General features: G+C 61.1%; 18 protein-coding genes. 13 read left to right on the top strand and 5 right to left on the bottom strand.

Translation table 11 applies throughout. The features are described 5' to 3' along the window. Window positions 1–5 precede the first annotated feature (5 nt). From CLH61_RS13420 to CLH61_RS13400, 5 genes are all read left to right on the top strand, one after another. The gene (locus CLH61_RS13420; RefSeq protein WP_099615268.1) at window positions 6–1,622 is read left to right on the top strand and encodes an acyl-CoA carboxylase subunit beta; all 1,617 of its coding nucleotides are present in this window, start codon (window positions 6–8) and stop codon (window positions 1,620–1,622) included. A 46-nt stretch (window positions 1,623–1,668) separates the two neighbouring features. Next, window positions 1,669–2,829, top strand: a complete 1,161-nt coding sequence (locus CLH61_RS13415; RefSeq protein WP_099615267.1) for an acyl-CoA dehydrogenase family protein — start codon at window positions 1,669–1,671, stop codon at window positions 2,827–2,829. An 88-nt stretch (window positions 2,830–2,917) separates the two neighbouring features. Next, window positions 2,918–3,739 (top strand): enoyl-CoA hydratase/isomerase family protein, encoded by an 822-nt coding sequence (locus CLH61_RS13410; RefSeq protein ID WP_099615266.1) that lies wholly within the window; start codon window positions 2,918–2,920, stop codon window positions 3,737–3,739. A 151-nt stretch (window positions 3,740–3,890) separates the two neighbouring features. Further along, window positions 3,891–5,855, top strand: a complete 1,965-nt coding sequence (locus CLH61_RS13405; protein ID WP_099615265.1) for an acetyl/propionyl/methylcrotonyl-CoA carboxylase subunit alpha — start codon at window positions 3,891–3,893, stop codon at window positions 5,853–5,855. A 96-nt stretch (window positions 5,856–5,951) separates the two neighbouring features. Next, a complete protein-coding gene (locus CLH61_RS13400; RefSeq protein ID WP_099615264.1) occupies window positions 5,952–7,784 on the top strand; it encodes a long-chain-acyl-CoA synthetase in 1,833 nt (610 codons plus the stop codon). Between the two features lie 73 nt (window positions 7,785–7,857). Here the strand turns inward: CLH61_RS13400 and CLH61_RS13395 are convergent, their stop codons facing one another. Next, the gene (locus CLH61_RS13395) at window positions 7,858–8,838 is read right to left on the bottom strand and encodes an NADPH:quinone oxidoreductase family protein (RefSeq protein ID WP_099615263.1); all 981 of its coding nucleotides are present in this window, start codon (window positions 8,836–8,838) and stop codon (window positions 7,858–7,860) included. Between the two features lie 331 nt (window positions 8,839–9,169). On the opposite strand from CLH61_RS13395, the gene CLH61_RS13390 reads away from it, so the two are divergent. The 5 genes from CLH61_RS13390 to CLH61_RS13370 all read left to right on the top strand — a co-directional run bounded on the left by CLH61_RS13390 (window position 9,170) and on the right by CLH61_RS13370 (window position 13,842). Beyond that, window positions 9,170–9,796 carry a trimeric intracellular cation channel family protein gene (locus tag CLH61_RS13390; protein ID WP_099615262.1) on the top strand — a complete coding sequence of 209 codons (627 nt, stop codon included), beginning with the start codon at window positions 9,170–9,172 and terminating at the stop codon, window positions 9,794–9,796. Window positions 9,797–9,886: 90 nt separating this feature from the next. Next, entirely contained in the window at window positions 9,887–11,185 is a 1,299-nt protein-coding gene (locus tag CLH61_RS13385) for an NCS2 family permease (protein WP_099615261.1), read from the top strand. Between the two features lie 35 nt (window positions 11,186–11,220). Continuing rightward, a complete protein-coding gene (locus CLH61_RS13380; RefSeq protein WP_099615260.1) occupies window positions 11,221–11,763 on the top strand; it encodes an adenine phosphoribosyltransferase in 543 nt (180 codons plus the stop codon). Window positions 11,764–11,805: 42 nt separating this feature from the next. Further along, window positions 11,806–12,468 carry a fumarylacetoacetate hydrolase family protein gene (locus CLH61_RS13375; RefSeq protein ID WP_099615259.1) on the top strand — a complete coding sequence of 221 codons (663 nt, stop codon included), beginning with the start codon at window positions 11,806–11,808 and terminating at the stop codon, window positions 12,466–12,468. A gap of 51 nt (window positions 12,469–12,519) precedes the next feature. Further along, window positions 12,520–13,842 (top strand): ABC1 kinase family protein, encoded by a 1,323-nt coding sequence (locus CLH61_RS13370; RefSeq protein WP_099615258.1) that lies wholly within the window; start codon window positions 12,520–12,522, stop codon window positions 13,840–13,842. A 22-nt stretch (window positions 13,843–13,864) separates the two neighbouring features. On the opposite strand, the gene mscL is transcribed toward CLH61_RS13370, so the two are convergent. Further along, window positions 13,865–14,269, bottom strand: coding sequence for a large-conductance mechanosensitive channel protein MscL (mscL, locus tag CLH61_RS13365; protein WP_099615257.1), 405 nt, complete (start codon window positions 14,267–14,269; stop codon window positions 13,865–13,867). Between the two features lie 227 nt (window positions 14,270–14,496). On the opposite strand from mscL, the gene CLH61_RS13360 reads away from it, so the two are divergent. Further along, entirely contained in the window at window positions 14,497–15,156 is a 660-nt protein-coding gene (locus CLH61_RS13360) for a DUF2238 domain-containing protein (RefSeq protein WP_099615256.1), read from the top strand. A 60-nt stretch (window positions 15,157–15,216) separates the two neighbouring features. On the opposite strand, the gene CLH61_RS13355 is transcribed toward CLH61_RS13360, so the two are convergent. Together CLH61_RS13355 and CLH61_RS13350 are read right to left on the bottom strand one after the other, a co-directional pair. Further along, on the bottom strand, window positions 15,217–15,897 hold the full coding sequence (locus CLH61_RS13355; protein WP_099615255.1) for an SIR2 family NAD-dependent protein deacylase: 681 nt from the start codon (window positions 15,895–15,897) through the stop codon (window positions 15,217–15,219). Window positions 15,898–15,908: 11 nt separating this feature from the next. Next, window positions 15,909–17,312 carry an FAD-binding oxidoreductase gene (locus CLH61_RS13350; RefSeq protein WP_099615254.1) on the bottom strand — a complete coding sequence of 468 codons (1,404 nt, stop codon included), beginning with the start codon at window positions 17,310–17,312 and terminating at the stop codon, window positions 15,909–15,911. Between the two features lie 193 nt (window positions 17,313–17,505). Here CLH61_RS13350 and serA point away from each other — a divergent pair, with 193 nt between their 5' ends. Next, window positions 17,506–18,735 (top strand): phosphoglycerate dehydrogenase, encoded by a 1,230-nt coding sequence (gene serA, locus CLH61_RS13345; RefSeq protein ID WP_099615253.1) that lies wholly within the window; start codon window positions 17,506–17,508, stop codon window positions 18,733–18,735. A 433-nt stretch (window positions 18,736–19,168) separates the two neighbouring features. Further along, entirely contained in the window at window positions 19,169–19,576 is a 408-nt protein-coding gene (locus CLH61_RS13340) for a hypothetical protein (RefSeq protein WP_099615252.1), read from the top strand. A 39-nt stretch (window positions 19,577–19,615) separates the two neighbouring features. Here CLH61_RS13340 and CLH61_RS13335 read toward each other — a convergent pair whose 3' ends face one another. Continuing rightward, the gene (locus CLH61_RS13335) at window positions 19,616–21,259 is read right to left on the bottom strand and encodes a metallophosphoesterase family protein (protein ID WP_143752153.1); all 1,644 of its coding nucleotides are present in this window, start codon (window positions 21,257–21,259) and stop codon (window positions 19,616–19,618) included. Between the last annotated feature and the right edge of the window lie 27 nt (window positions 21,260–21,286).

The following is a 21,286-nucleotide window of genomic DNA, read 5'->3' as shown; positions in this document are numbered from 1 at the left end:
ACATCATGCAGGTACTCGAATCCACCCTGAGCCCGCAGTCGGACGCCTTCCGCGCCAACGTCGCAGCCATGGAAGCCCACATCGCCAGCTTCCGCGAGGTGGAGCAGAAGGTACTGGACCTGGCCGAGGCGGCCCGTGACAAGTTCACCAAGCGGGGCAAACTGCTGCCCCGGGATCGCATCAACCGCCTGCTTGACCGGGGCACCCCGTTCCTGGAACTGTGCTCCCTGGCAGGTTACAAGATGCACGATGACAAGGACGGCAGCATGGCCGGCGGCGGTATCATTGCCGGCATCGGCATTGTCAGCGGCATCCGCTGCCTGGTGGTTGCCAGCAACAGCGCCATCAAAGGGGGCACCATTACCCCGGCCGGGCTGGACAAGACCCTGCGGCTGCAGCAGATCGCCCTGGAGAACAAACTCCCGGTGGTGTCGATGTCCGAAAGCGGCGGTGCCAACCTGAATTACGCCACCGATATCTTCGTCCAGGGCGCGCGTGGCTTCGCCAACCAGGCCAGGCTGTCGGCGGCGGGTATTCCCCAGGTCACCGTGGTCCACGGCAACGCCACTGCCGGCGGTGCCTACCAGCCCGGGCTGTCCGATTATGTGATCGCGGTGCGCAACAAGGCCAAGATCTTCCTCGCGGGCCCACCGCTACTGAAAGCTGCCACCGGCGAAATCGCCACCGATGAAGAACTCGGGGGTGCCGAAATGCACGCGACGGTGGCAGGCACGGCGGAATACCTGGCGGAGGACGACGCCGACGGCATCCGCCAGGCCCGCAACATCATGGAAGCCCTGCCCTGGAATGAGCAGCTGCCGCCATCGCGGGAGGTCAGTTGGGAGGACCCGCTCTACCCCATGGACGAATTGCTCGGCACCGTGCCCGCAGACGCCCGCAAACCCTACGACGTACGGGAAATTCTTGCCCGCATCGCCGACGGCTCGAAATTTCTCGATTTCAAGAACGAGTTCGACAACCAGACCGTGTGCGGCACCATCCGGATTGAAGGCCACGCCGTCGGCATCATCGGCAATAACGGCCCCATCACGCCCGCCGGCGCCGCCAAGGCGGCCCAGTTCATCCAGCTGTGTGACCAGGCCGGCACACCAATCCTGTTCCTGCACAACACGACAGGCTTCATGGTGGGCACCCATTCGGAACAGAATGGTGTGATCAAGCACGGCTCCAAGATGCTGCAGGCGGTTGCCAACTGCCGTGTCCCGAAAATCGCCATCGTCGTCGGCGGCTCCTACGGCGCCGGCAACTACGCCATGTGCGGCCGGGGGCTGGATCCGCGCTTCATCTTCGCCTGGCCCAACAGCCGGACCGCAGTCATGGGACCGGCCCAGGCCGGCAAGGTGATGCGCATCGTGGCAGAAGACAAACAGCGCCGCAGTGGCATCGAACCGGACCCGAAAACCCTCGACTTCCTCGAGCAGGCCACCGCCAAAAAGCTGGAAGCCGGCTCGACCGCACTGTTTGGCACCGCACGCCTGTGGGATGACGGACTGATCGACCCGCGGGACACCCGACGGGTGCTGGCACTGGTACTGAGCGTGTGCCGGGAGGCAAACGCCCGCCAGTTGCGACCCAACAGCTTTGGCGTGGCACGACTCTGAGCCAGGCAAATCTACCCCCTGGGGTAACCACAGGAGAGAACAAGAAATGATTTTCACCCCCGAACACGATGCCATCCGGAAAACCGTGCGTGACTTCGTCGAAAAAGAGATCAACCCCCATTGCGATGAGTGGGAAGAAGCCGGCGAATTCCCGATTCACGAGGTATTCAAGAAACTCGGTAACCTCGGCATCCTCGGCATCCAGAAGCCCGAGGCCTACGGTGGCATGGGCCTGGACTACAGCTACAACCTGGTGGCTGCCGAAGAACTCGGCATGGCCCACTGCGGCGGCGTCCCCCTCGCCATCGGCGTACAGACCGACATGTGCACCCCGGCCATCGCCCGCTTCGGCTCGGACGAACTCAAGCGCACGTTCCTCGCTCCGGCCATCGCCGGCGACATGGTGGGCTGTATCGGCGTCAGTGAAGTGGGGGCCGGCTCCGACGTCGCGGGCCTGAAGACGACTGCCCGCAAGGATGGTGACGATTACATCATCAACGGGTCAAAGATGTGGATCACCAACTCGCCCAAGGCGGATTTCATCTGCCTGCTGGCCAACACCTCCGACGATAAACCCCACAAGAACAAGTCCCTGATCGTGGTGCCCATGAACTCCCCGGGCATCACCTTCAGCAAGCACCTCAACAAGCTGGGCATGCGCTCCTCGGAAACCGCACAGATCTTCTTCGATGACGTCCGGGTACCCCAGCGCTACCGGATCGGCGCCGAGGGCACGGGCTTCATGATGCAGATGCTGCAGTTCCAGGAGGAACGGATGTGGGGTGCAGCCAACGTGATCAAGGCGCTGGAGAACTGCATCAGCCAGACCATTGACTACTGCCGCGAGCGCAAGACCTTCGGCCAGCCGTTGCTCGACAACCAGGTAATTCATTTCCGCCTGGCGGAGTTGCAGACCGAAGTGGAGGCGCTGCGGGCACTGACTTATCAGGCCTGTGAACTGCACATTCAGGGCAAGGACGTGACCAGGCTGGCTTCGATGGCCAAGCTGAAAGCCGGCCGCCTGGGCCGCGAGGTGACAGACGGCTGCCTGCAGTACTGGGGTGGCAACGGCTTCATGTGGGACAACCCGCTGTCGCGGGCATTCCGGGATGTGCGGCTGGTGTCCATTGGCGGCGGTGCCGACGAAATCATGCTCGGGATCATCTGCAAGATGATGGGTACCTTGCCTGGAAAGCGGCGGGGCTGACACCGGGGTCCGGGAGAAGGGACTTGCGGGCGGGACGGGATTCCGGGACACGCTTGCAAGTCCCCCAACATAGTTCGTGGAGTCAGAAATGGAACACTTACCACACTGCGAAACCCTGTTACTGGAGCGCAACGGCCCGGCCCTGCAGGTCACCCTCAACCGCCCCGAAGTACGCAACGCCATGAGCCTGCAAATGGTGGCCGAACTGGCGACCGTCTTCACCCGGGTCGAGCAGGACCCGACCATGCGCGCCGTCGTCATCCGCGGCGCCGGCGGCCACTTCTGCGCCGGTGGTGACATCAGGGACATGGCCGGCGCCCGCGGTCAGCAAGCCGGCGAAGGCCGGAACGATCCGTTCTACCAGCTCAACCGGGCCTTCGGCCAGATGATCCAGCAGGTCAACGAATCCTCCAGAATCGTCATCGCCGTCACCGAAGGCGCGGTCATGGGTGGCGGCTTCGGCCTCGCCTGCGTCTCCGACCTTGCCATCGCCGGGCCAACGGCAAAATTCGGCATGCCGGAAACCTCCCTGGGGGTCATTCCGGCCCAGATCGCCCCGTTCGTGGTCGAACGCATCGGCCTGACCCAGGCCCGCCGGCTGGCCTTGCTGGGACTGCGAATCGACGGCGCGGAAGCCTGTTCCCTCGGCATCGTCCACCAGGTCGCGGAATCCGAAGAACAGCTGACCGGGATGCTCGGCCAGGCCCTGGACCGGGTTCGCCTGTGCGCCCCCAACGCCACCGCCGAAACCAAAGCCCTGCTGCACCGGGTGGGCCACGAACCCATGAACCAATTGCTCGACAGCGCCGCCGAAAAATTCGCTGCTGCGATACGTGGGCCCGAAGGCACGGAAGGTACGTTAGCTTTCATGCAGAAAAGGCCACCAATCTGGGCAGGCAACGACTATTGATTGCGGAGCGAGGGGGCGGGGGAGCGTGGCCAGAAAATGTTGGAGGCCAGGGATGGCCGGAAACAAGCGCACATGGACGTGCTCGTAGCGGTTTTCTGGCCACGCTCCCCCGCCCCCTCGCGGACCTGCTCCCAAGCGAGAGAACAAGCACATGCTTAAAAAACTGTTAATAGCCAATCGCGGTGAAATCGCCGTGCGGGTAATCCGCACCGCCAAAGCCCTGGGTTACCGCACCGTCGCCGTCTACTCCGAAGCCGACGCCAACGCCCTCCACACCGAACTCGCCGACGAAGCCGTCTGCATCGGCCCGGCCCAGGTCTCCGCCTCCTACCTCAACATGGACGCCATACTCGACGCCGCCCGCAAAACCGGTGCCGACTGCATCCATCCCGGCTACGGTTTCCTGTCCGAAAACGCCGCCTTCGCCCAAGCCTGCAAAACTGCCGGCCTGGAATTTGTCGGGCCACCCGCCAGCGCCATCGAACTGATGGGCAGCAAACGGCGCTCAAAAATCGCCATGCAACAGGCGGGCGTCCCCGTGGTCCCCGGCTACGAAGGCAACAACGCCAGCGACCACGAACTCATCGAAGCCGCCCGCGACATCGGCTACCCGCTGATGATCAAAGCCTCTGCCGGGGGCGGCGGACGTGGCATGCGCCTGGTCGAGCAGGAAGACCAGCTGGTCGACAGCATCCAGCGGGCCCGCTCCGAAGCCCGCCAGGCCTTTGGAGACGACGAACTCATCCTCGAAAAGGCCGTCATCGAACCCCGCCATATCGAAATCCAGGTGTTCGCCGACCGTCATGGCAACGCCGTTTACCTGGGCGAACGGGACTGCTCCGTCCAGCGCCGCCACCAGAAAGTGGTGGAAGAAGCCCCCTCCCCCTTCGTAACCCCCGAACTGCGTGCCGCCATGGGCGACGCCGCTGTCAAAGCCGCCCTGGCCTGCAACTACGAAGGTGCCGGCACCGTGGAATTCCTGGTCGACAAAGACCGCAACTTCTACTTCCTCGAAATGAATACCCGCTTGCAGGTCGAGCATCCGGTCACCGAACTCATCACCGGCCAGGACCTGGTGGCCTGGCAACTGGCCGTTGCCGAAGGCCGCACGCTGCCCCTGCGCCAGGACCAGGTGCAGCTCAACGGCCATGCCATCGAAGTGCGCCTGTACGCCGAGGATCCGACCCACAGCTTTACCCCCCAAACCGGCCCGCTCCACGTGTTCGGGCCGGCAACCGGCGATGGCCTGCGTTTTGACAGCGGGGTTCGCTCCGGTGACACCGTCACCGCTCACTACGACCCCATGCTGGCCAAAGTCATCGCCTGGGGCCAGAACCGGGACGAATCCCGCCGGCGCCTGCTGCGCGCGCTGGAGGACACCACCGTATTCGGCGTCACCACCAACCGCTACTTCCTCGGACGTATCATTAGCCACGACAGCTTCGGCGCCGGCGAAGCCACCACCGCCTTCCTGCAACAGGCGTTCCGGGACGACCCGTCACTGGCCCCCCACCAGGTCTCCATGCGGGAGCTGGCACTGGCGGCCACCATTGCCAGCCATGGCCGATCGGGCCAGGATGGCTGGAGCAACGCCCCCGCCACCACCACCCCGATGACACTGGAGTGTGGCGGTCACCACTACCAGCTGCAGGTGCACAAGGCCGCCAACCAGCTGATCGTCAGCCATGGCGATGCCAACTACCGCCTCGTCCTGGAAAGCCAGCGCGATGGCCTGTTATGCATTATCGACAACGGGGTTCGTCACCGGTGCCAATACCACATCGCAGGTGATCACCTATATTTGCAGGCGTCCGGTCAGGCCGTGGCATTCCGGGACATTACCCACCAGCCCACGGCCGGTGCCCAGGCCCATGGCAGTGGCAAGGTTCGGGCATCAATGGACGGAGCGATCATCGAGGTCCTGGTCACCGCCGGCCAGCAAGTCCGACAGGGCGACCCGCTGCTGGTTCTGGAGGCCATGAAGATGGAGCATCCGGTCCGCGCTGACCGCGATGGCCGGGTTACCGGGGTACTGGCAGGCAAGGGCGACCAGGTCAAGCGCAGCCAGCTGCTGGTGGAAATCGCCGCTGACGCTGGTGAAGAGGGGGATCGATAACCCCCGATAACCGTGCCACAAACAGCCTTGCAACGAGTACCGGGCAGACGTTCACGTTCAATGACAATGAAAAAAGCGACCCCAACGGACAGCACCATGACTCAAGACAACGTATCGGCACGCGACATCGTTCGCCAGCTGCCCGGAGTGATCCGGCGCTTCCCTTCGATTGCCAGGGGCTACTATTACTACGCTGCCAAGAAAGAGACCCGGGAACTGACCCTGGGCACCCTGATTGAACGCAACGCCGGCAAATACCCCCACCGGCCGGCGATCCTGTTCGAGGACCGCAGCATCAGCTGGCAGGACTTCAACCACTGGGCCAACCGCATCGCCCACTTCCTCAGGGCCCAGGGCCTGGAAAAAGGCGATGCAATTGCGGTTTTTCTGGAAAACCGGCCGGAACTGCTTGCGGTGGTTGCCGGTGCCGCCAAGCTGGGAGTGGCCTGTGCCATGCTCAACACCTCCCAGAAGGGGCGGGTACTCGAACACAGCATCAACCTCATCGAACCCAAAATGGTGGTTGTCGGTGAGGAACTGATCGACAGCTTTGAAGGGGTCCGCAACGACCTTAAAACCAGCCACCCGACGCCGTTCCTGTTTCTGGCCGACGCCAATACCCTGAACATGTTCGGCGACGCCCCGGCGGGCTACGTCAACATGGCGGAAAAAGTCAGCGCCCACCGCGGCGTCAACCCCGAGCTGGGCGATCCGCCCAGGCTTGGTGACACCGCCATTTACCTGTTCACCTCCGGCACCACCGGCCTGCCCAAGGCCGCGCCCGGTTCGCACCGCAAGTTTATCAAGGCGTATGGCGGCTTCGGGCTGATGTCCCTGAGCATGGAGCCGGAAGACGTGCTCTACTGCACCCTGCCCCTGTACCACGGCACCGCGCTGCTGATCTGCTGGGGCTCGGTGATTGCCGGCGGCTCCGCCATCGCCCTGCGCCGCAAGTTCTCCGCCAGCGCCTTCTGGGACGACGTCCGGCGCTATCACGCCACCACCTTCGGTTACGTGGGCGAGCTCTGCCGCTACCTGCTCAACCAGCCCGCCAGTGACCAGGACCGGAACCACAGCCTCACCAAGATGATTGGCAACGGCCTGCGGCCATCGATCTGGAAGGAGTTCAAGGATCGCTTCGGCATCGACACGGTGGCCGAACTCTATGCTTCCAGCGAAGGCAACATCGGCTTCAGCAACTTCTTCAACATGGATAACACCGTCGGCTTCTCCACCGCGCCCTACAAACTGGTGCGGTTCCACGACGGCACCCGCGACCCGATCCGCAACCAGAAAGGGTTTATGGAGGAGGTCAGCAAGGGTGAGCCGGGGCTGCTGATTGGCGAGATCACCAAAAAGTGGTCCTTCGAGGGCTATACCCAGAAAGAGGCCACCGAAAAATCGATCCTGCGGGACGCCTTCAAGAAGGGTGACCAGTGGTTCAATACCGGCGATGTCCTGCGGGAAATCGGCTGCGGTCACCTGCAGTTTGTCGACCGCATGGGGGACACCTTCCGCTGGAAGGGTGAGAACGTCTCGACCACCGAAGTGGAGAACGTGATCGACGGCTCCGGCATGGTGGAGGAAGCCATCGTGTACGGCGTGGAGATCCCCCAGACCAATGGCAAAGCGGGCATGGTCACGCTGGTCCCACAGAATGCCGGTGCGGAACTCGATGTCGACCGGCTGTTCCGCTACCTCGCGGACAACCTGCCCCCCTACGCCATCCCGGTGTTTGTCCGGGTGACCCACGCCATCGAGAAAACCGGTACTTTCAAGTACCGCAAGGTGGACATGCAGAAGGTCGGATATTCCCTGAGCGCCGGCAGCAACGAGGAGGTCTATGCCTGGTTGCCGCGGACAGAGGGTTATACCCGGCTGACCCCGGAACGGGTGGCGGAGATTGACCAGGGCAAGTTGAGTTTCTGAGGCGGGACACCGCCCTGAGCGGGGGACAGACCTGAGCGGGGGACAGACCTCGGGTCTTTCCCCTGCCACGGGCTTAGCCAGATACCTTCAACACCACCTTCCCGGTAGCCCGGCGGCCGGTCAGCGCGCCCAGCGCCTGCTCGTACTGTTCGAAGGCGAACACTTCGGACACCTTCGGATCAATCTTGCCGTCCTGATACAGCTTCATCAGCTCCATCATGTTGCGCAGGCTCTCTTCCGGCTCCTTGCGGGTGAATGCGCCCCAGAACACGCCCACCACGGAACAGCCCTTGAGCAGCGTCAGGTTGGCGGGAATCTTCGGGATGTCACCGGCGGCAAAGCCGATGATCAGATGGCGACCGTTCCAGGCCATACCTCGCAGGGCCTGCTCGGTAAAATCACCGCCCACCGGGTCATAGATCACATCGACACCCTTGCCGTCGGTGATCCGTTTAATGGCATCCTTCAGGGGCTCCTCGCTGTAGTTCAGCAACTCATCGGCACCGGCCTGCTTCGCCACGGCAAGTTTGTCGGCGGTACTGGCTGCGGCAATCACGTGGGCGCCCATGGCCTTGCCCAACTCCACGGTGGCCAGGCCAACGCCGCCACTGGCACCGAGCACCAGCAGGGTTTCACCAGGCTTGAGGTTGGCCCGTTGCTTGAGAGCGTAATAGGAGGTGCCATAGACCATGGTAAACGCCGCCGCCTTTTCATCACTCATGCCCGGAGGAACCGGCAACAGGTTACTCTCCGGCACCGCGACTTCTTCTGCAAACGCGCCGTAACCGGTCAGCCCGGCAACACGGTCGCCTACTTTGTAACGGGTGACCTTGCTGCCCACCGCAATCACTTCACCGGCCATCTCACCGCCTGGAGAAAATGGCATCTCCGGCTTGATCTGGTACTTGCCTTCAATGATCAGGGTATCCGGGAAATTCAGGCCGGCAGCCCGAACCCGGACCAGGACGTCGCGCTCGCCCACCGCAGGGCTGGCAATTTCTTCGATGACGAGCTTGTCGGCAGGGCCGTATTCCTTGCAGAGAATGGCTTTCATGGAGGCTCCCTTTTTGTTGGATAGAGTCTTGTTGGATAGCGTCTTGTTGAACAGGATTGCGAGCTCGGTTGCCGCCCGTTTATGTGATATCCGTCAAGCTAAACACAGTCATGCCATGAAGCAAATAAAGTTCGCTTATCCGGCCGCATAAGTACCATTTATATACCCACGGAACTCACCGTGCCCGACCGTCACGTTACGCGACGACCCGCACCGGTTTACCTGCGTTCCGAGCCTCGCCGCGAGGATGAACTGAACCGCGTTTTCAGCTATCCTTCGCGCACTGAAACGGGCTTTGCCCGCGCTGTAGCTCTTTCATAACGGGTCCGGCATGTTCGATATCATCTACAGCCTTGAAATGCTTGGCGTCATCGCCTTTGCCATTTCCGGCATGATTGCTGCCAAATCAAAAAACATGGATCCGGTGGGGGTCTTCACCATTGGTTTCGTAACCGCACTGGGCGGCGGTACCCTGCGGGACCTGATGATGGACAACCACCCGCTGTACTGGATCAAGCACCAGGAGCAGCCCATCCTGATCCTCGGAATGGCCATCGTATTCAGTTACTGGACCCATGCCAGCCGCATCAAGGAAGCCCGCATCGTGCTGCCGGATGCCATCGGGCTCGGTATATTCACCATCCTTGGTGCCCAACTGGCGCTGGACCTGGGCCATTCCTGGTTCATTGCCTCCCTGCTGGGCGTGATGACCGGAACCTTCGGCGGGGCCCTGCGGGACACCCTGTGTAACGAGGTGCCGTTCATCTTCCGCAAGGACCAGATCTACGCGTCCATCTCGTTCGCCGGCTGCTGGCTGTATTTCATCTGCCAGTGGGCACTGGAGAGCGAGACCCTGGCCCTGAACATCGGGCTGCTGTTCATTGTGGTGGTCCGCCTGCTGGCGGTTCGCTTTGATATCCGGTTGCAGCGGGATCCCCACCAGGATCCGCAGCACTGACACTGACCCACTTTCCCAGACAACAGGCACCTTTAACAGGCACCTTTAACCGGCACCCCTGACAGGTAACCCGCGAGGCAGAGAACCGTCATGTTTGAAAAACTCTTCCAGCTCCAGGCCCACGGCACCACGGCTCGTAAAGAGGTGATCGCGGGTATCACCACTTTCCTGACCATGGCCTACATCATCGTGGTCAACCCCAGCATCCTGTCGGCCACCGGCATGGACTTCGGCGCGGTCTTCGTTGCCACCTGCCTGGCGGCCGCCATCGGCACCCTGATTATGGGCCTGTGGGCCAACTACCCGATAGCCCTGGCGCCGGGCATGGGCCTGAACGCCTTCTTCTCGTTCACCGTGGTGGGCAGCATGGGCTACAGCTGGCAGGTGGCACTGGGGGCGGTGTTCCTGTCCGGCGTGCTGTTTTTCCTGTTGAGCATCCTCCGGGTACGGGAATGGATCATCAACAGCATCCCCATGTCGCTGCGCTTTGGCATCTCCGCCGGCATCGGCTTCTTCCTGGCGCTGATCGCCCTGAAGAACGCCGGGGTGGTGGTTGACCACCCGGCCACGCTGGTGGGCCTCGGTGACATCAAAACCCCGGAAGCCCTGCTGTTCTTCGGTGGCTTTGTACTGATCTGTGCGCTGTCCTTCCGCCAGATCACCGGCTCGGTGATGATCGGCATCATTGCCGTAACCCTGGCCGCCATGGCGCTGGGTCTGGTGGAGTTCCAGGGCCTGGTGTCTGCACCACCCAGCCTTGCGCCCACCTTCATGCAGCTGGATATTGCCGGTGCGCTGAACGTCGGCATCATCAGTGTTATCTTCGCCTTCCTGTTCGTCGATCTGTTCGATACGTCCGGCACCCTGATCGGCGCAGCCCACAAGGGTGGCCTGCTGGACAAGGACGGCAAGCTGCCCCGTCTGGGCCGTGCGCTGATGTCGGATTCGGTGGCCACCATGTCCGGTGCCGCACTGGGTACCTCCACCACCACCAGTTACGTGGAATCCACCGCGGGTATCGCTGCGGGCGGCCGCACCGGCCTCACCGCGGTCGTCGTCGCCCTGCTGTTCCTCGCCTGCCTGGTGCTGTCGCCACTGGCCAGTGTCATTCCCGCCTACGCCACCGCCCCGGCCCTGCTCTACGTGGCGGTGCTGATGGCCAGTGGCCTCAAGCAGATTGAATGGGACGACATCACCGAGTCGGCGCCGGCCCTGATCACCGCACTGGCGATGCCACTGACGTTCTCCATTGCCAACGGCATTGCGCTCGGCTTCATCACCTACGCCATCCTCAAGGCACTGGCGGGACGCTGGTCCCAGCTGAATGCCAGCGTGGCGCTGATTGCGGTTCTGTTCATCCTGAAATTCATCTTTCTGGACGCGGCCTGAGGCCGCCTCCAGACCTGAAAAGCAGCAGGCAATTTATGGACTACTTTTCCGAGAGCATCAAAAAAGCCATCCGCACCGTACCGGACTGGCCCAAACCCGGCGTGGCGTTCCGTGATATCACCACGGTGTTGCAGGATCGCACTGCGTTCCGCAAGCTGATCGATGCCTTCGTGCACCGCTACCACGGCCAGCATATCGATGCGGTTGCCGCAGTGGATGCCCGCGGCTTCATCATCGGCTCGGCACTGGCCTACGAGCTGAATGCCGGGCTGGTACTGGTGCGCAAGAAGGGCAAGCTGCCCTTTGACACCCTGGTGGAAGACTACGAACTGGAGTACGGCACCGCGTCGGTGGAACTGCACAAGGACGCCTTCCGGCCCGGTGACAAGGTAGTGCTGGTGGACGACCTGATTGCCACCGGAGGCACCATGCTGGCAGCGTCGCGGCTGATCCGCCACATCGGTGCCGAGATTGTTGAAGTGGCGGCGATGATTGACCTGCCGGACCTGGGCGGCTCCGCCAGGCTGCGGGAAGAGGGCTTGCAGGTTTATACTGTCTGTTCCTTCGAAGGCGAATAAGAGCGCAGGGCATCTGCGCTCTCCAGGATCAAGGAGATCGCTATGCCTGATTACCAACACCACTGGAAGGACGGCACCCCCGTCCACCTGCCCTTGGGCAAGATCGTCTGCATCGGCCGCAACTATGCCGAGCACGCCAGGGAGCTCAATAACCCGGTTCCGGATGAGCCGCTGCTGTTTATCAAACCCTCCACGACAGCGGTCCACATCACCCGCCCCATCGACTTCCCCCGCGACCGCGGCGAGGTGCATTTTGAAACCGAACTGGCGGTACTGATCGGCCGGCCGCTTACCAACGCTTCGGCCAGCGAAGCGCAGAGCGCCATCCTCGGCTATGGCCTCGCCCTCGACCTGACCCTGCGCGACGTCCAGAGCAAGCTCAAGGAAAAAGGCCAACCCTGGGAGCGGGCCAAGGCCTTCGACGGTGCCTGCCCGCTGTCGCCGTTCGTGCCGGTGGAGAAACTGCAGCAGGACCACCTGGCCTTCACCATGGACATTGACGGCCAACGCCGTCAGAGTGGTGATACCCGCGACATGCTGAACCCCATCGTGCCGCTGATTGCCCACATGAGCAGTCACTTTACCCTGTTGCCGGGCGACGTGGTGCTAACCGGCACACCCAAGGGTGTGGGTGAGCTGAGGTCCGGCCAGACCCTGACACTGGAACTGGAAGATGCACTGTTCCTGCAGACCAAGGTGGTGTGACCGTCGTACAACGGCATAACCCCATTCCATTCAAGGACTCCCGGCAGGGCTATGAGCAAGAAACCGGTAACCTCACGCGGCGGGCGATTTCTCAAACTGGCCGGCATGACCGCCTCTGTGGCGGGACAGTATGCCGGGCAACGTGCCCGGCGCCTGATCCGCGGCGAAGATGACGGCGCCCGCAGCGAAAGCTATACCCGCATGGCCGACCAGATCGCCGATACCCTTGGCGAACTCAAGGGCGCGGTGATGAAGGTGGGGCAGATCGCGTCGCAGACCCAGGACTTTCTTCCCCTGGAATTCTCCGAAGCGCTGCAAAAGCTGCAAAAAGAAGCGCCGCCAATGGCCTTCGAGGTCATCGTCGGGCAGATCGAATCCGAGCTGGGCAAGCCGGTGGGGGAACTGTTCGAGTACCTGCAGGAGCAGCCCTATGCTGCTGCCTCCATCGGTCAGGTCCACCGCGCCCGCCTCCACAACGGCACCGATGTCATCGTCAAGGTGCAGTACCCTGGAGTGGACGAGTCCTGCGACTCCGACCTCAAACAGCTGAGGCTCGCCCTGAAGCTCGGCGGGCTGCTGAAAATGCCGAAAGAAGCCGTGGACCAGCTGTTCGGCGAGATCCGCGAACGGCTCAAGGAAGAGCTGGACTACGAGAACGAAGCCAATAACCTGCGGCTGTTCCGGGAGTTCCACAAGGATCAGCCCTGGGTCATCATCCCCTCGGTGATTGCCAGCCATTCCACCCGTCGGGTACTCACCCTCGAACTGGTGGAAGGGGATCACGTCAGCAAGGTTACCCCCGAGCATTACGACCAGGCCACCATCAACCTGATTGGCCACCGCATCTTCACCACCATGGCCGACCAGCTGTTCCGTTTCCGCTGCATCCACGGCGACCCCCACGCCGGCAACTTCGCCTACCGGCCTGACGGATCCATCATCATGTACGACTTCGGTTGCGTGAAGAAGCTCAAGCCGGAGATCGTCGAAGCCTACCGCAAGGCCCTGATCGCCGCACTGGCCGAAGACTACGAAGCTCTGGACCGCCACCTCATCGACCTTGGCGCCCGGGTAGAAAACCAGCCTGCAGTGGACGAAGCCTACTACGCCATGTGGCGGGATATCCTGATCCGCCCCTTCGACACCGAAGCCCCCTACGACTTCGCCGGGTCCGACCTCCACAAACACGTTGCGGCCAAGACCAGCACGGTGTTCAAGTACCTGGATTATTTCAAACCCCCGGTGGAAAGCATCTTCATCGACCGGATGATCGCCGGCCACTACTGGATGCTGAAAAGACTCGGGGTGCAGGCGGCTTTTCGTGCAGAACTGGAGAAATACCTGGCCGCAGGGGCAGACGGAGGACAGAGCTGAGGTCTGTCCCCCGGATCCAGAATCAGGGTTTTTGCTTCAGCAGATCCCGGATTTCCATCAACAACTGCTCCTGGGCCGACGGTGCCGGAGGTGCAGCCGGAGTTTCCGCTTCTTTCTTACGCCGACTGTTTAATGCTTTCACTACCAGGAAGACTGCAAACGCGACGATCACAAAATCGAAAACCGCCTGGATAAACATGCCGTAGCGCAATGTCACCGCTTCTGCGCCCTCCGTCGCCGCCCTCAGCGTGATGGCAAGGTTGGAGAAATCAATTCCACCGACCAGCATCCCCAGCGGAGGCATCACCACATCGGCCACGAAAGACGAGACGATTTTCCCGAAGGCCACACCGATGATGATCCCCACCGCCATGTCCACGACATTGCCCTTGACTGCAAACTCCTTGAATTCCTTCATCATGCTCATTGCGCACAACTCCTTGAATGCCAGACCGTATTGGCCCCATCAAAAGCCAGGGCACGCCAAAACCGGCGCATTCTGAGTGTAGTTTACAATCGGGGCCACTGCCCTGTGGCCGGCACGCAGCGGGAGGCACCCGGGCCCCGGGATGACAGCCAGGAGACCGCCGGTTCCCGGTACGGAAGTGCATGATGTGATAGGGTATTGCCATTGCACCCGGGAACCACTTGCGCATGCGTATCCGCGTTACCCATCAGAGAATCACCCTTTTTCTGCAACTGATCCTGCTTACCGAGGCCGTATTCGCGATCTGGGGGCAACGCTGGTTCACCGCATTCCTCACCGCCATGATCATTCTGATCACCTTTTTCCCGGTGCTGTTTGAGCGACGTTTCCGGATTCATATCCCGCCGGAACTCCAGTTGGCGGCCATCGGTTTTGTCTTCGCCTCGCTGTTTCTTGGCGAGATTCGCGACTACTACACCCGGTTCTGGTGGTGGGACATGGCACTTCACACCACGTCAGGCTTCCTGCTGGGCATTCTCGGCTTCCTGCTGGTCCACATCATGAACGAAACCGAGAAAATCCATGTGCACATGAATCCCGGTTTCGTGGCGTTTTTTGCCTTCATGTTCGCCCTCGGCGTTGGCGCCCTGTGGGAAATCTTCGAGTTCACCATGGACACTGCCTTCGGCATGAACATGCAGAAACCCATGCTGGGCGACCCCTCGGGGCTGACCGATACCATGTGGGACCTGATCGTGGATGGACTGGGCGCGCTGGTGATTTCGGTACTGGGCTGGCGCTACCTGAAGAACCCGGGAGGGAAGTCCTTTCTGGAGCGCTGGATTGACGCGTTTATTGAGCGTAATCCCAGATTTTTTCGGCGGTGACCCGGGGGGACAGGGGGGACCAGCCCCAAGGTCTGTCCCCGTGCCAGGTGAGATCAGGTGCTATCGCCCGAGGCTGGCCACCCACTCCGCCACACCCTCAGCCGCTCCTTTGCGGATGACCCGGGCGCGGGACACGGTGGCGGGCTCGCCGGGGTCGATCACGGTAATGGGCACATCGATATCCACCTCGTGCACCAGGCCTGCGGCCGGGTAGACCTGCAGCGAGGTGCCCACTATCAGCAGCTGGTCGGCGGTGCGGACAACCTCCGCTGCGGTCTCCAGCAATGGCACTTCCTCACCGAACCACACGATGTGGGGCCGCAACTGGGCGCCCCGCTCGCAGGTATCTCCCAGCTCAATGGGCTTGCAGCCAATGTCGTACACCAGCTCCGGATAACGGGTACTGCGGGCCTTGGTCAGTTCGCCATGAAGGTGAATCACGTTGCTGGAACCGCCGCGCTCATGGAGGTTGTCCACGTTCTGGGTCACGACGGTGACCCGGTAGCGCCGCTCCAGCTCCGCCAGCAGGCGGTGGGCGGGGTTGGGCTGGGCCGTTTCGAGCTGGCGCCGGCGGTCATTGTAGAACCGCAGCACCAGCTCAGGGTTACGGGCGAAGGCTTCGGGGGTGGCCACATCATAAACGCTGTGCTGCTCCCACAACCCGCCGTTGTCACGGAAAGTGGAAAGCCCGCTTTCGGCACTGATGCCGGCCCCGGTAAGCACTACGATATGGTCTTTCATCCGCCGCAATCCTAATCGAAAATCTTGCCCGGGTTCATGATGCCGTTGGGATCAAACACCTGCTTGATGCCCCTGAGGTAGGCAATTTCCGCCTCGCTGCGGGTGTACTGCAGGTAGGGCTTCTTGGTCATGCCAACACCGTGCTCGGCAGACACACTGCCCTGATAGCGCTCGACAATCTCGAACACCCATTTGTTGACCTGCTGGCACTTCTCGAAGAAGTCCTCCTTCGCCATGTCTTCCGGCTTGAGGATGTTCAGGTGCAGGTTGCCGTCGCCGATGTGGCCGAACCAGATGATCTCGAAGTCCGGATAGTGCTCGGTGACCACCGAATCGATCTCCTGGAGGAAGCCCGGCACCTTGGAAACCACCACGGAGATGTCGTTCTTGTAGGGAATCCGGGGGGCGATGGACTCGGAGATCCGCTCCCGCAACTGCCACAGGTTCCGGGCCTGGGTTTCGCTCTGGCTGATCACACCGTCAAGCACCCAGCCGTTTTCCACACACTGCTCGAACAGTGCCATGGCATCATCCATCACCTGGTCGGACACCGCCTCGAACTCCAGCAGGGCGTAGTAAGGCGCCTCGGTCTCGAACGGTGCCTGGACCTGGCCGTGGGCCAGCACATGGCCCATGGCCTGGTGGGAGAAGAACTCGTAGGCGGTCAGGTCCAGTTTCTTCTGGAATGCTTCGAGCACGTCCATGGTGTTTGTCAGATCATTCAGCCCCAGCACCAGTACGGTGAGATCATTCGGCTTGCGGGTCAGCTTCATGGTGGCTTCGGTAATGAAGCCCAGGGTGCCTTCCGCGCCAATGAACAGGTGGCGCAGATCGTACCCGGTGTTGTTCTTGGCAAGGTCTTTGTTCAGGTCGAGAACGTCGCCCTTGCCGGTCACCACTTTCAGACCCGCCACCCAGTCACGGCTCATGCCGTAACGGATCACCTTGATACCACCGGCGTTGGTGGACAGGTTGCCGCCAAGCTGGCTGGAACCGGCAGAGGCAAAGTCCACCGGATAATAAAGCCCGTTTTCCTCGGCAAAATTCTGCAACTGCTCGGTCACCACACCCGCCTGGCAGCGCACCGTACGGTCACTGGCGTTGAACTCGAGGACCTGGTTCATGTAATCGAATGCCACCACCACTTCACCGTTGGCCGCCACCGCGCCGGCACTCAGGCCGGTGCGACCGCCTGAAGGTACCAGGGCAACCTGATGCTCATTGGCGAACTTCACCACCGCCTGCACCTGCTCCGTGGTCTTGGGCAACACGATGGCCAGCGGCTTGGGCGGGTAGATCTTGGTCCAGTCCTTGCCGTAGTTTTCCAGGTCTGCCGGGTCGGTCAGCACCTTGCCGGGGCTGGCACCGTCACTCACCAGGGCCTTGAGGGAAGCAATGATCTGTTCGGAATTCATGGATACTCGGGTCTCGTCGATTGGGGCAGTTGATCCAGGCAATCTGATGCGCTGTGAAAATCTGCGTTTATGGTATCATACCGCCCCTGTTCTGTGAGCCTGCCAACCGCTGACGCAGTTGATGAACGACGGAATGCACTCACAGGTCACCTCACAGTCATACGACGCGACGAGAAGGTCTGGAAGCAAGCCCATGTCAAATACGTCTCTCGAAAAGAGCAAAATCCGGATCCTGCTGCTGGAAGGCGTGCATCAATCTGCCATTGATACCCTGAATGCTGCGGGCTACACCAACATCGAGTATCTGACCCACTCACTGGGCGAGGAAGAACTGATCGAGAAGATTGCCGACGCGCACTTCATCGGTATCCGCTCCCGCACCCAGCTGACGGCGAAAGTATTTGAAGCCGCCAACAAACTGGTGGCGGTGGGCTGTTTCTGTATCGGTACCAACCAGGTCGACCTGCAGGCGGCTACCCGTCGGGGTATTGCCGTATTCAACGCACCATTCTCCAACACCCGCAGTGTCGCGGAGCTGGTGCTGGCCCAGGCGATCCTGCTGCTGCGCGGCGTACCCGAGAAGAATGCCAAGGCCCACCGTGGCGAGTGGCTGAAGTCCGCCAAGAACAGCTACGAAATCCGTGGCAAGAAGCTGGGCATCATCGGCTACGGCAACATCGGCACCCAGTTCAGCGTACTGGCCGAAAGCCTGGGCATGGACGTGTACTTCTACGACGTGGTGTCCAAGCTGTCGATCGGCAATGCCACCCAGGTGGGCACCCTGCAGGAGCTGCTGAACATTGCTGACGTGGTGAGCCTGCATGTACCGGAAACCCCGGCGACCAAGTACATGTTCAAGGCCGAGCAGTTCGCCCAGATGAAGCCTGGCTCCATCCTGATGAACGCCTCCCGTGGCACCGTGGTGGACATTGACGCCCTGGCCGATGCCCTGCGCAGCGGCAAGCTGCTGGGTGCGGCGGTAGACGTATTCCCGGTCGAACCGAAGTCCAACGACGAAGAGTTCATCTCTCCGCTGCGCGAATTCGATAACGTGATCCTGACCCCGCACGTGGGCGGCTCCACTATCGAAGCCCAGGAGAACATCGGCCGCGAAGTGGCCGAGAAGCTGGCGATGTACAGCGACAACGGCACCTCGGTGTCTTCCGTCAACTTCCCGGAAGTTGCGCTGCCGTCACACCCGAACCAGCACCGCCTGCTGCACATCCACGAGAACGTGCCGGGGGTGATGTCCGAGATCAACCAGGTGTTCTCCGAGAACGGCATCAACATCTGCGGCCAGTACCTGCAAACCAAGGAAGACATCGGTTACGTGGTGATCGACGTGGACAAGGCCTATGGCGAGCTGGCGCTGGAGAAGCTGCGCCAGGTCAAGGGCACCATCCGCTGCCGGGTGCTGTTCTGAGCACCTGACACACTGCGTTAACCTGAAAAACCGCGGCCTGGCCGCGGTTTTTTTATGCCTGTAACGACCACTCTGCCGCACTCCGCCATTTACGTAGCCCCCTGCTCCGCGCCCTACACTCACCATTGATTAATTACATGCACATATCACACACATAAGTTAAGCAATGAACAACAATTCTATACACATCCCATCTTGCCGCTTATTCCCTGAGAGAATAACTTTATATCAACAATAACCGGGGGACAGCCGTGGCATTGGCACCCGTTATTGGATGCCACATCAGAAAGAGTGTCCGTCGATGATGAATACCTTGTTGCTTTATGTCGCAGATATCGCACATGCGTTGATGATGACTACCTGACACGAGACATCACAGGCAAACACCTTGATGGCCAGACCAGAAACATTTTCTAAAGAATGGTAGATAACAATGACAACTATTAATCAGATCTGTGAAAACATCGTGAATGACGTCAGTGACGCGCTGGGGGCTGCGATTGTCGACCTGGAGTCCGGCCTGCTGCTTGCCGTGGCACACAATGTGCCTTATTTCACGCAAAGCTACCTGGACGCCGTGGCTGCAGCCGCCGTCGACATGTTCCGTGGCAAGACCGTCAATACGGTAGAAAAGCTGATTGCATCCCAGCGCGGCACCGAGGTCAGGCAACTGGTGCAAGAGGTCCAGATGACCACTGAGAAGACCTTTCACTTCATGTCCGTTGTACCCGGTAAAACCAACTGCCTGATGGTTCTGATTACCGGCAAGAAAGCGAATCTCGGCATGGGCTGGGCAGCACTTCGCAGCGCCCTTCCCAAGGTCGCCCCCCTGTTGCCCTGAGACTGGGACCGGGCCAGACCGGCGCTCGCCGGCTCTGGCTCACTTTCCTGCTCTCAGGCGTCCGGCCAGCTGCGCCGGAAAGCCTTCTCGTGTCATATCGGCGATGGTTCGTTCCATGTCGTAATCAATGCAAAAGAACTCGAAGCAACCTTCTTCGGGATCAAATATCGCAAATTCGGCGCCCGCGCGGTTCCCGCGGGGCTGCCCCACCGATCCCGGACAGATCAGGCTGCGATTGGCACCCTGCAACGCAAAAACCGGCGCTTTGGTGTGATGATCGAAGCGGCCTTTTCGGTAGTAGACGCCAGCCAGATGAGTGTGACCATGCAGGCAGAAGCGAATGTCACGATCTTCCAGGTTCTGCAGATTGTCCTCGAAAGTCATGCGGTAGACGTAAGCATTAAAGTAGGTTTTATCCTGCGGGGCACCATGCACCGCAAGCCAGTCCGGCCCACGCAATGAGAGCGGTAGCGCACCAAGCCAGCGGCGGTCCTCCTGTGAGAGCCGCGGCACGGTCCAGTCAATGACCCACTTCGAAACCGGCGAAAAACCCGGCCCGGCCAGGCCCACTGCCGCGGCATGGTCATGATTGCCCTTGATGGCAAGCAGCCCCGAGCTCCGCAACCGCTCTATGCACTCGCCCGGATGCGGGCCATAGCCAACGCTATCCCCCAGCACGATCCCGGCTCGGATCGACATCCTCTCCAGATGCTCCAAGACAGCCTCCAGGGCGGGGAGGTTGGCGTGGATGTCCGCCAGGATAGCAACCCTGCCCGACTCCGGCGTAAACAGCTTCTCGGCCTCGATCGCACTGGATGCCGGGCGTTGCCCGGTCATTGGTGCTCCAGCGGAGGACTCCTGACTGCGTAGAGCCCCGATAATGCTCCCCAGCCTGGCTTCCTGGGCCTCATTGCCGGTAAAAAGGTCGCGCAGCTGCTCGGCGATCACTGACGCCCAGTGACTGCTGCCATAATACTGCTCGAGTGCGCGGCGAAGATTGCTGCCTATGGACTGAAACAGCGCCCGGGAAACACCTTCATACTGTCGCACCCAGACGCCAAGGGTGCTGGACAAACCGGCAAACTCATCCCAGTTGTAAATATCGTCATCGAGATAGAAGACCCGACCGGACGTATCCAGTCCGAAATTGGACAATCCGGCATCCAGCGACTTATCAAAGCCCTGCGCAATCCGGATGTAGATCTGGAAATAGTCCCGAAAAACGGACGCCAGCCTGGCAGTGTCGTGGCCCACGATAACTTGATGCAAAGGCTCGAGTACCGGGCAGGCGTTCCCGATCCAGCTCCGGTTGCCAGCCTTCAGTAAGATCCAGGTTTTCGAGGGGTGGTGGACACCGTACCTGCGCTCATTAGCGAGGGCCGATTCCACCCAGGCCCGGGATTTCTCCGGCGCCAGCCGGACGTTTTCGTGAATCTTGACGATTACTGATTCGGACCGAAAAATCCGGGTCCCCGGACGCCCGGTAAAAACGTCACCATGAACCAGTTTTTCCTGCCGGCCAGTCAATGCCCGGAGTATCTCGCCCACCGGGATCACCCGATGATCATCGATGGCGCCGAGCACCTCGATGTCCTCCGGCGCGACACTGCTGATCTGCTGTAACAACGGGCTTTGGGTGGTCACAATTTCGCTGTCTCTGTGCTCGCGCCAGTCTTCCGGCACCGGATCTGCATCCGGCACGCTGACCAC

This window comes from Marinobacter profundi (assembly GCF_002744715.1).
Lineage (GTDB): Bacteria > Pseudomonadota > Gammaproteobacteria > Pseudomonadales > Oleiphilaceae > Marinobacter > Marinobacter profundi.
This window is presented reverse-complemented; position numbering and strand designations above follow the sequence as displayed.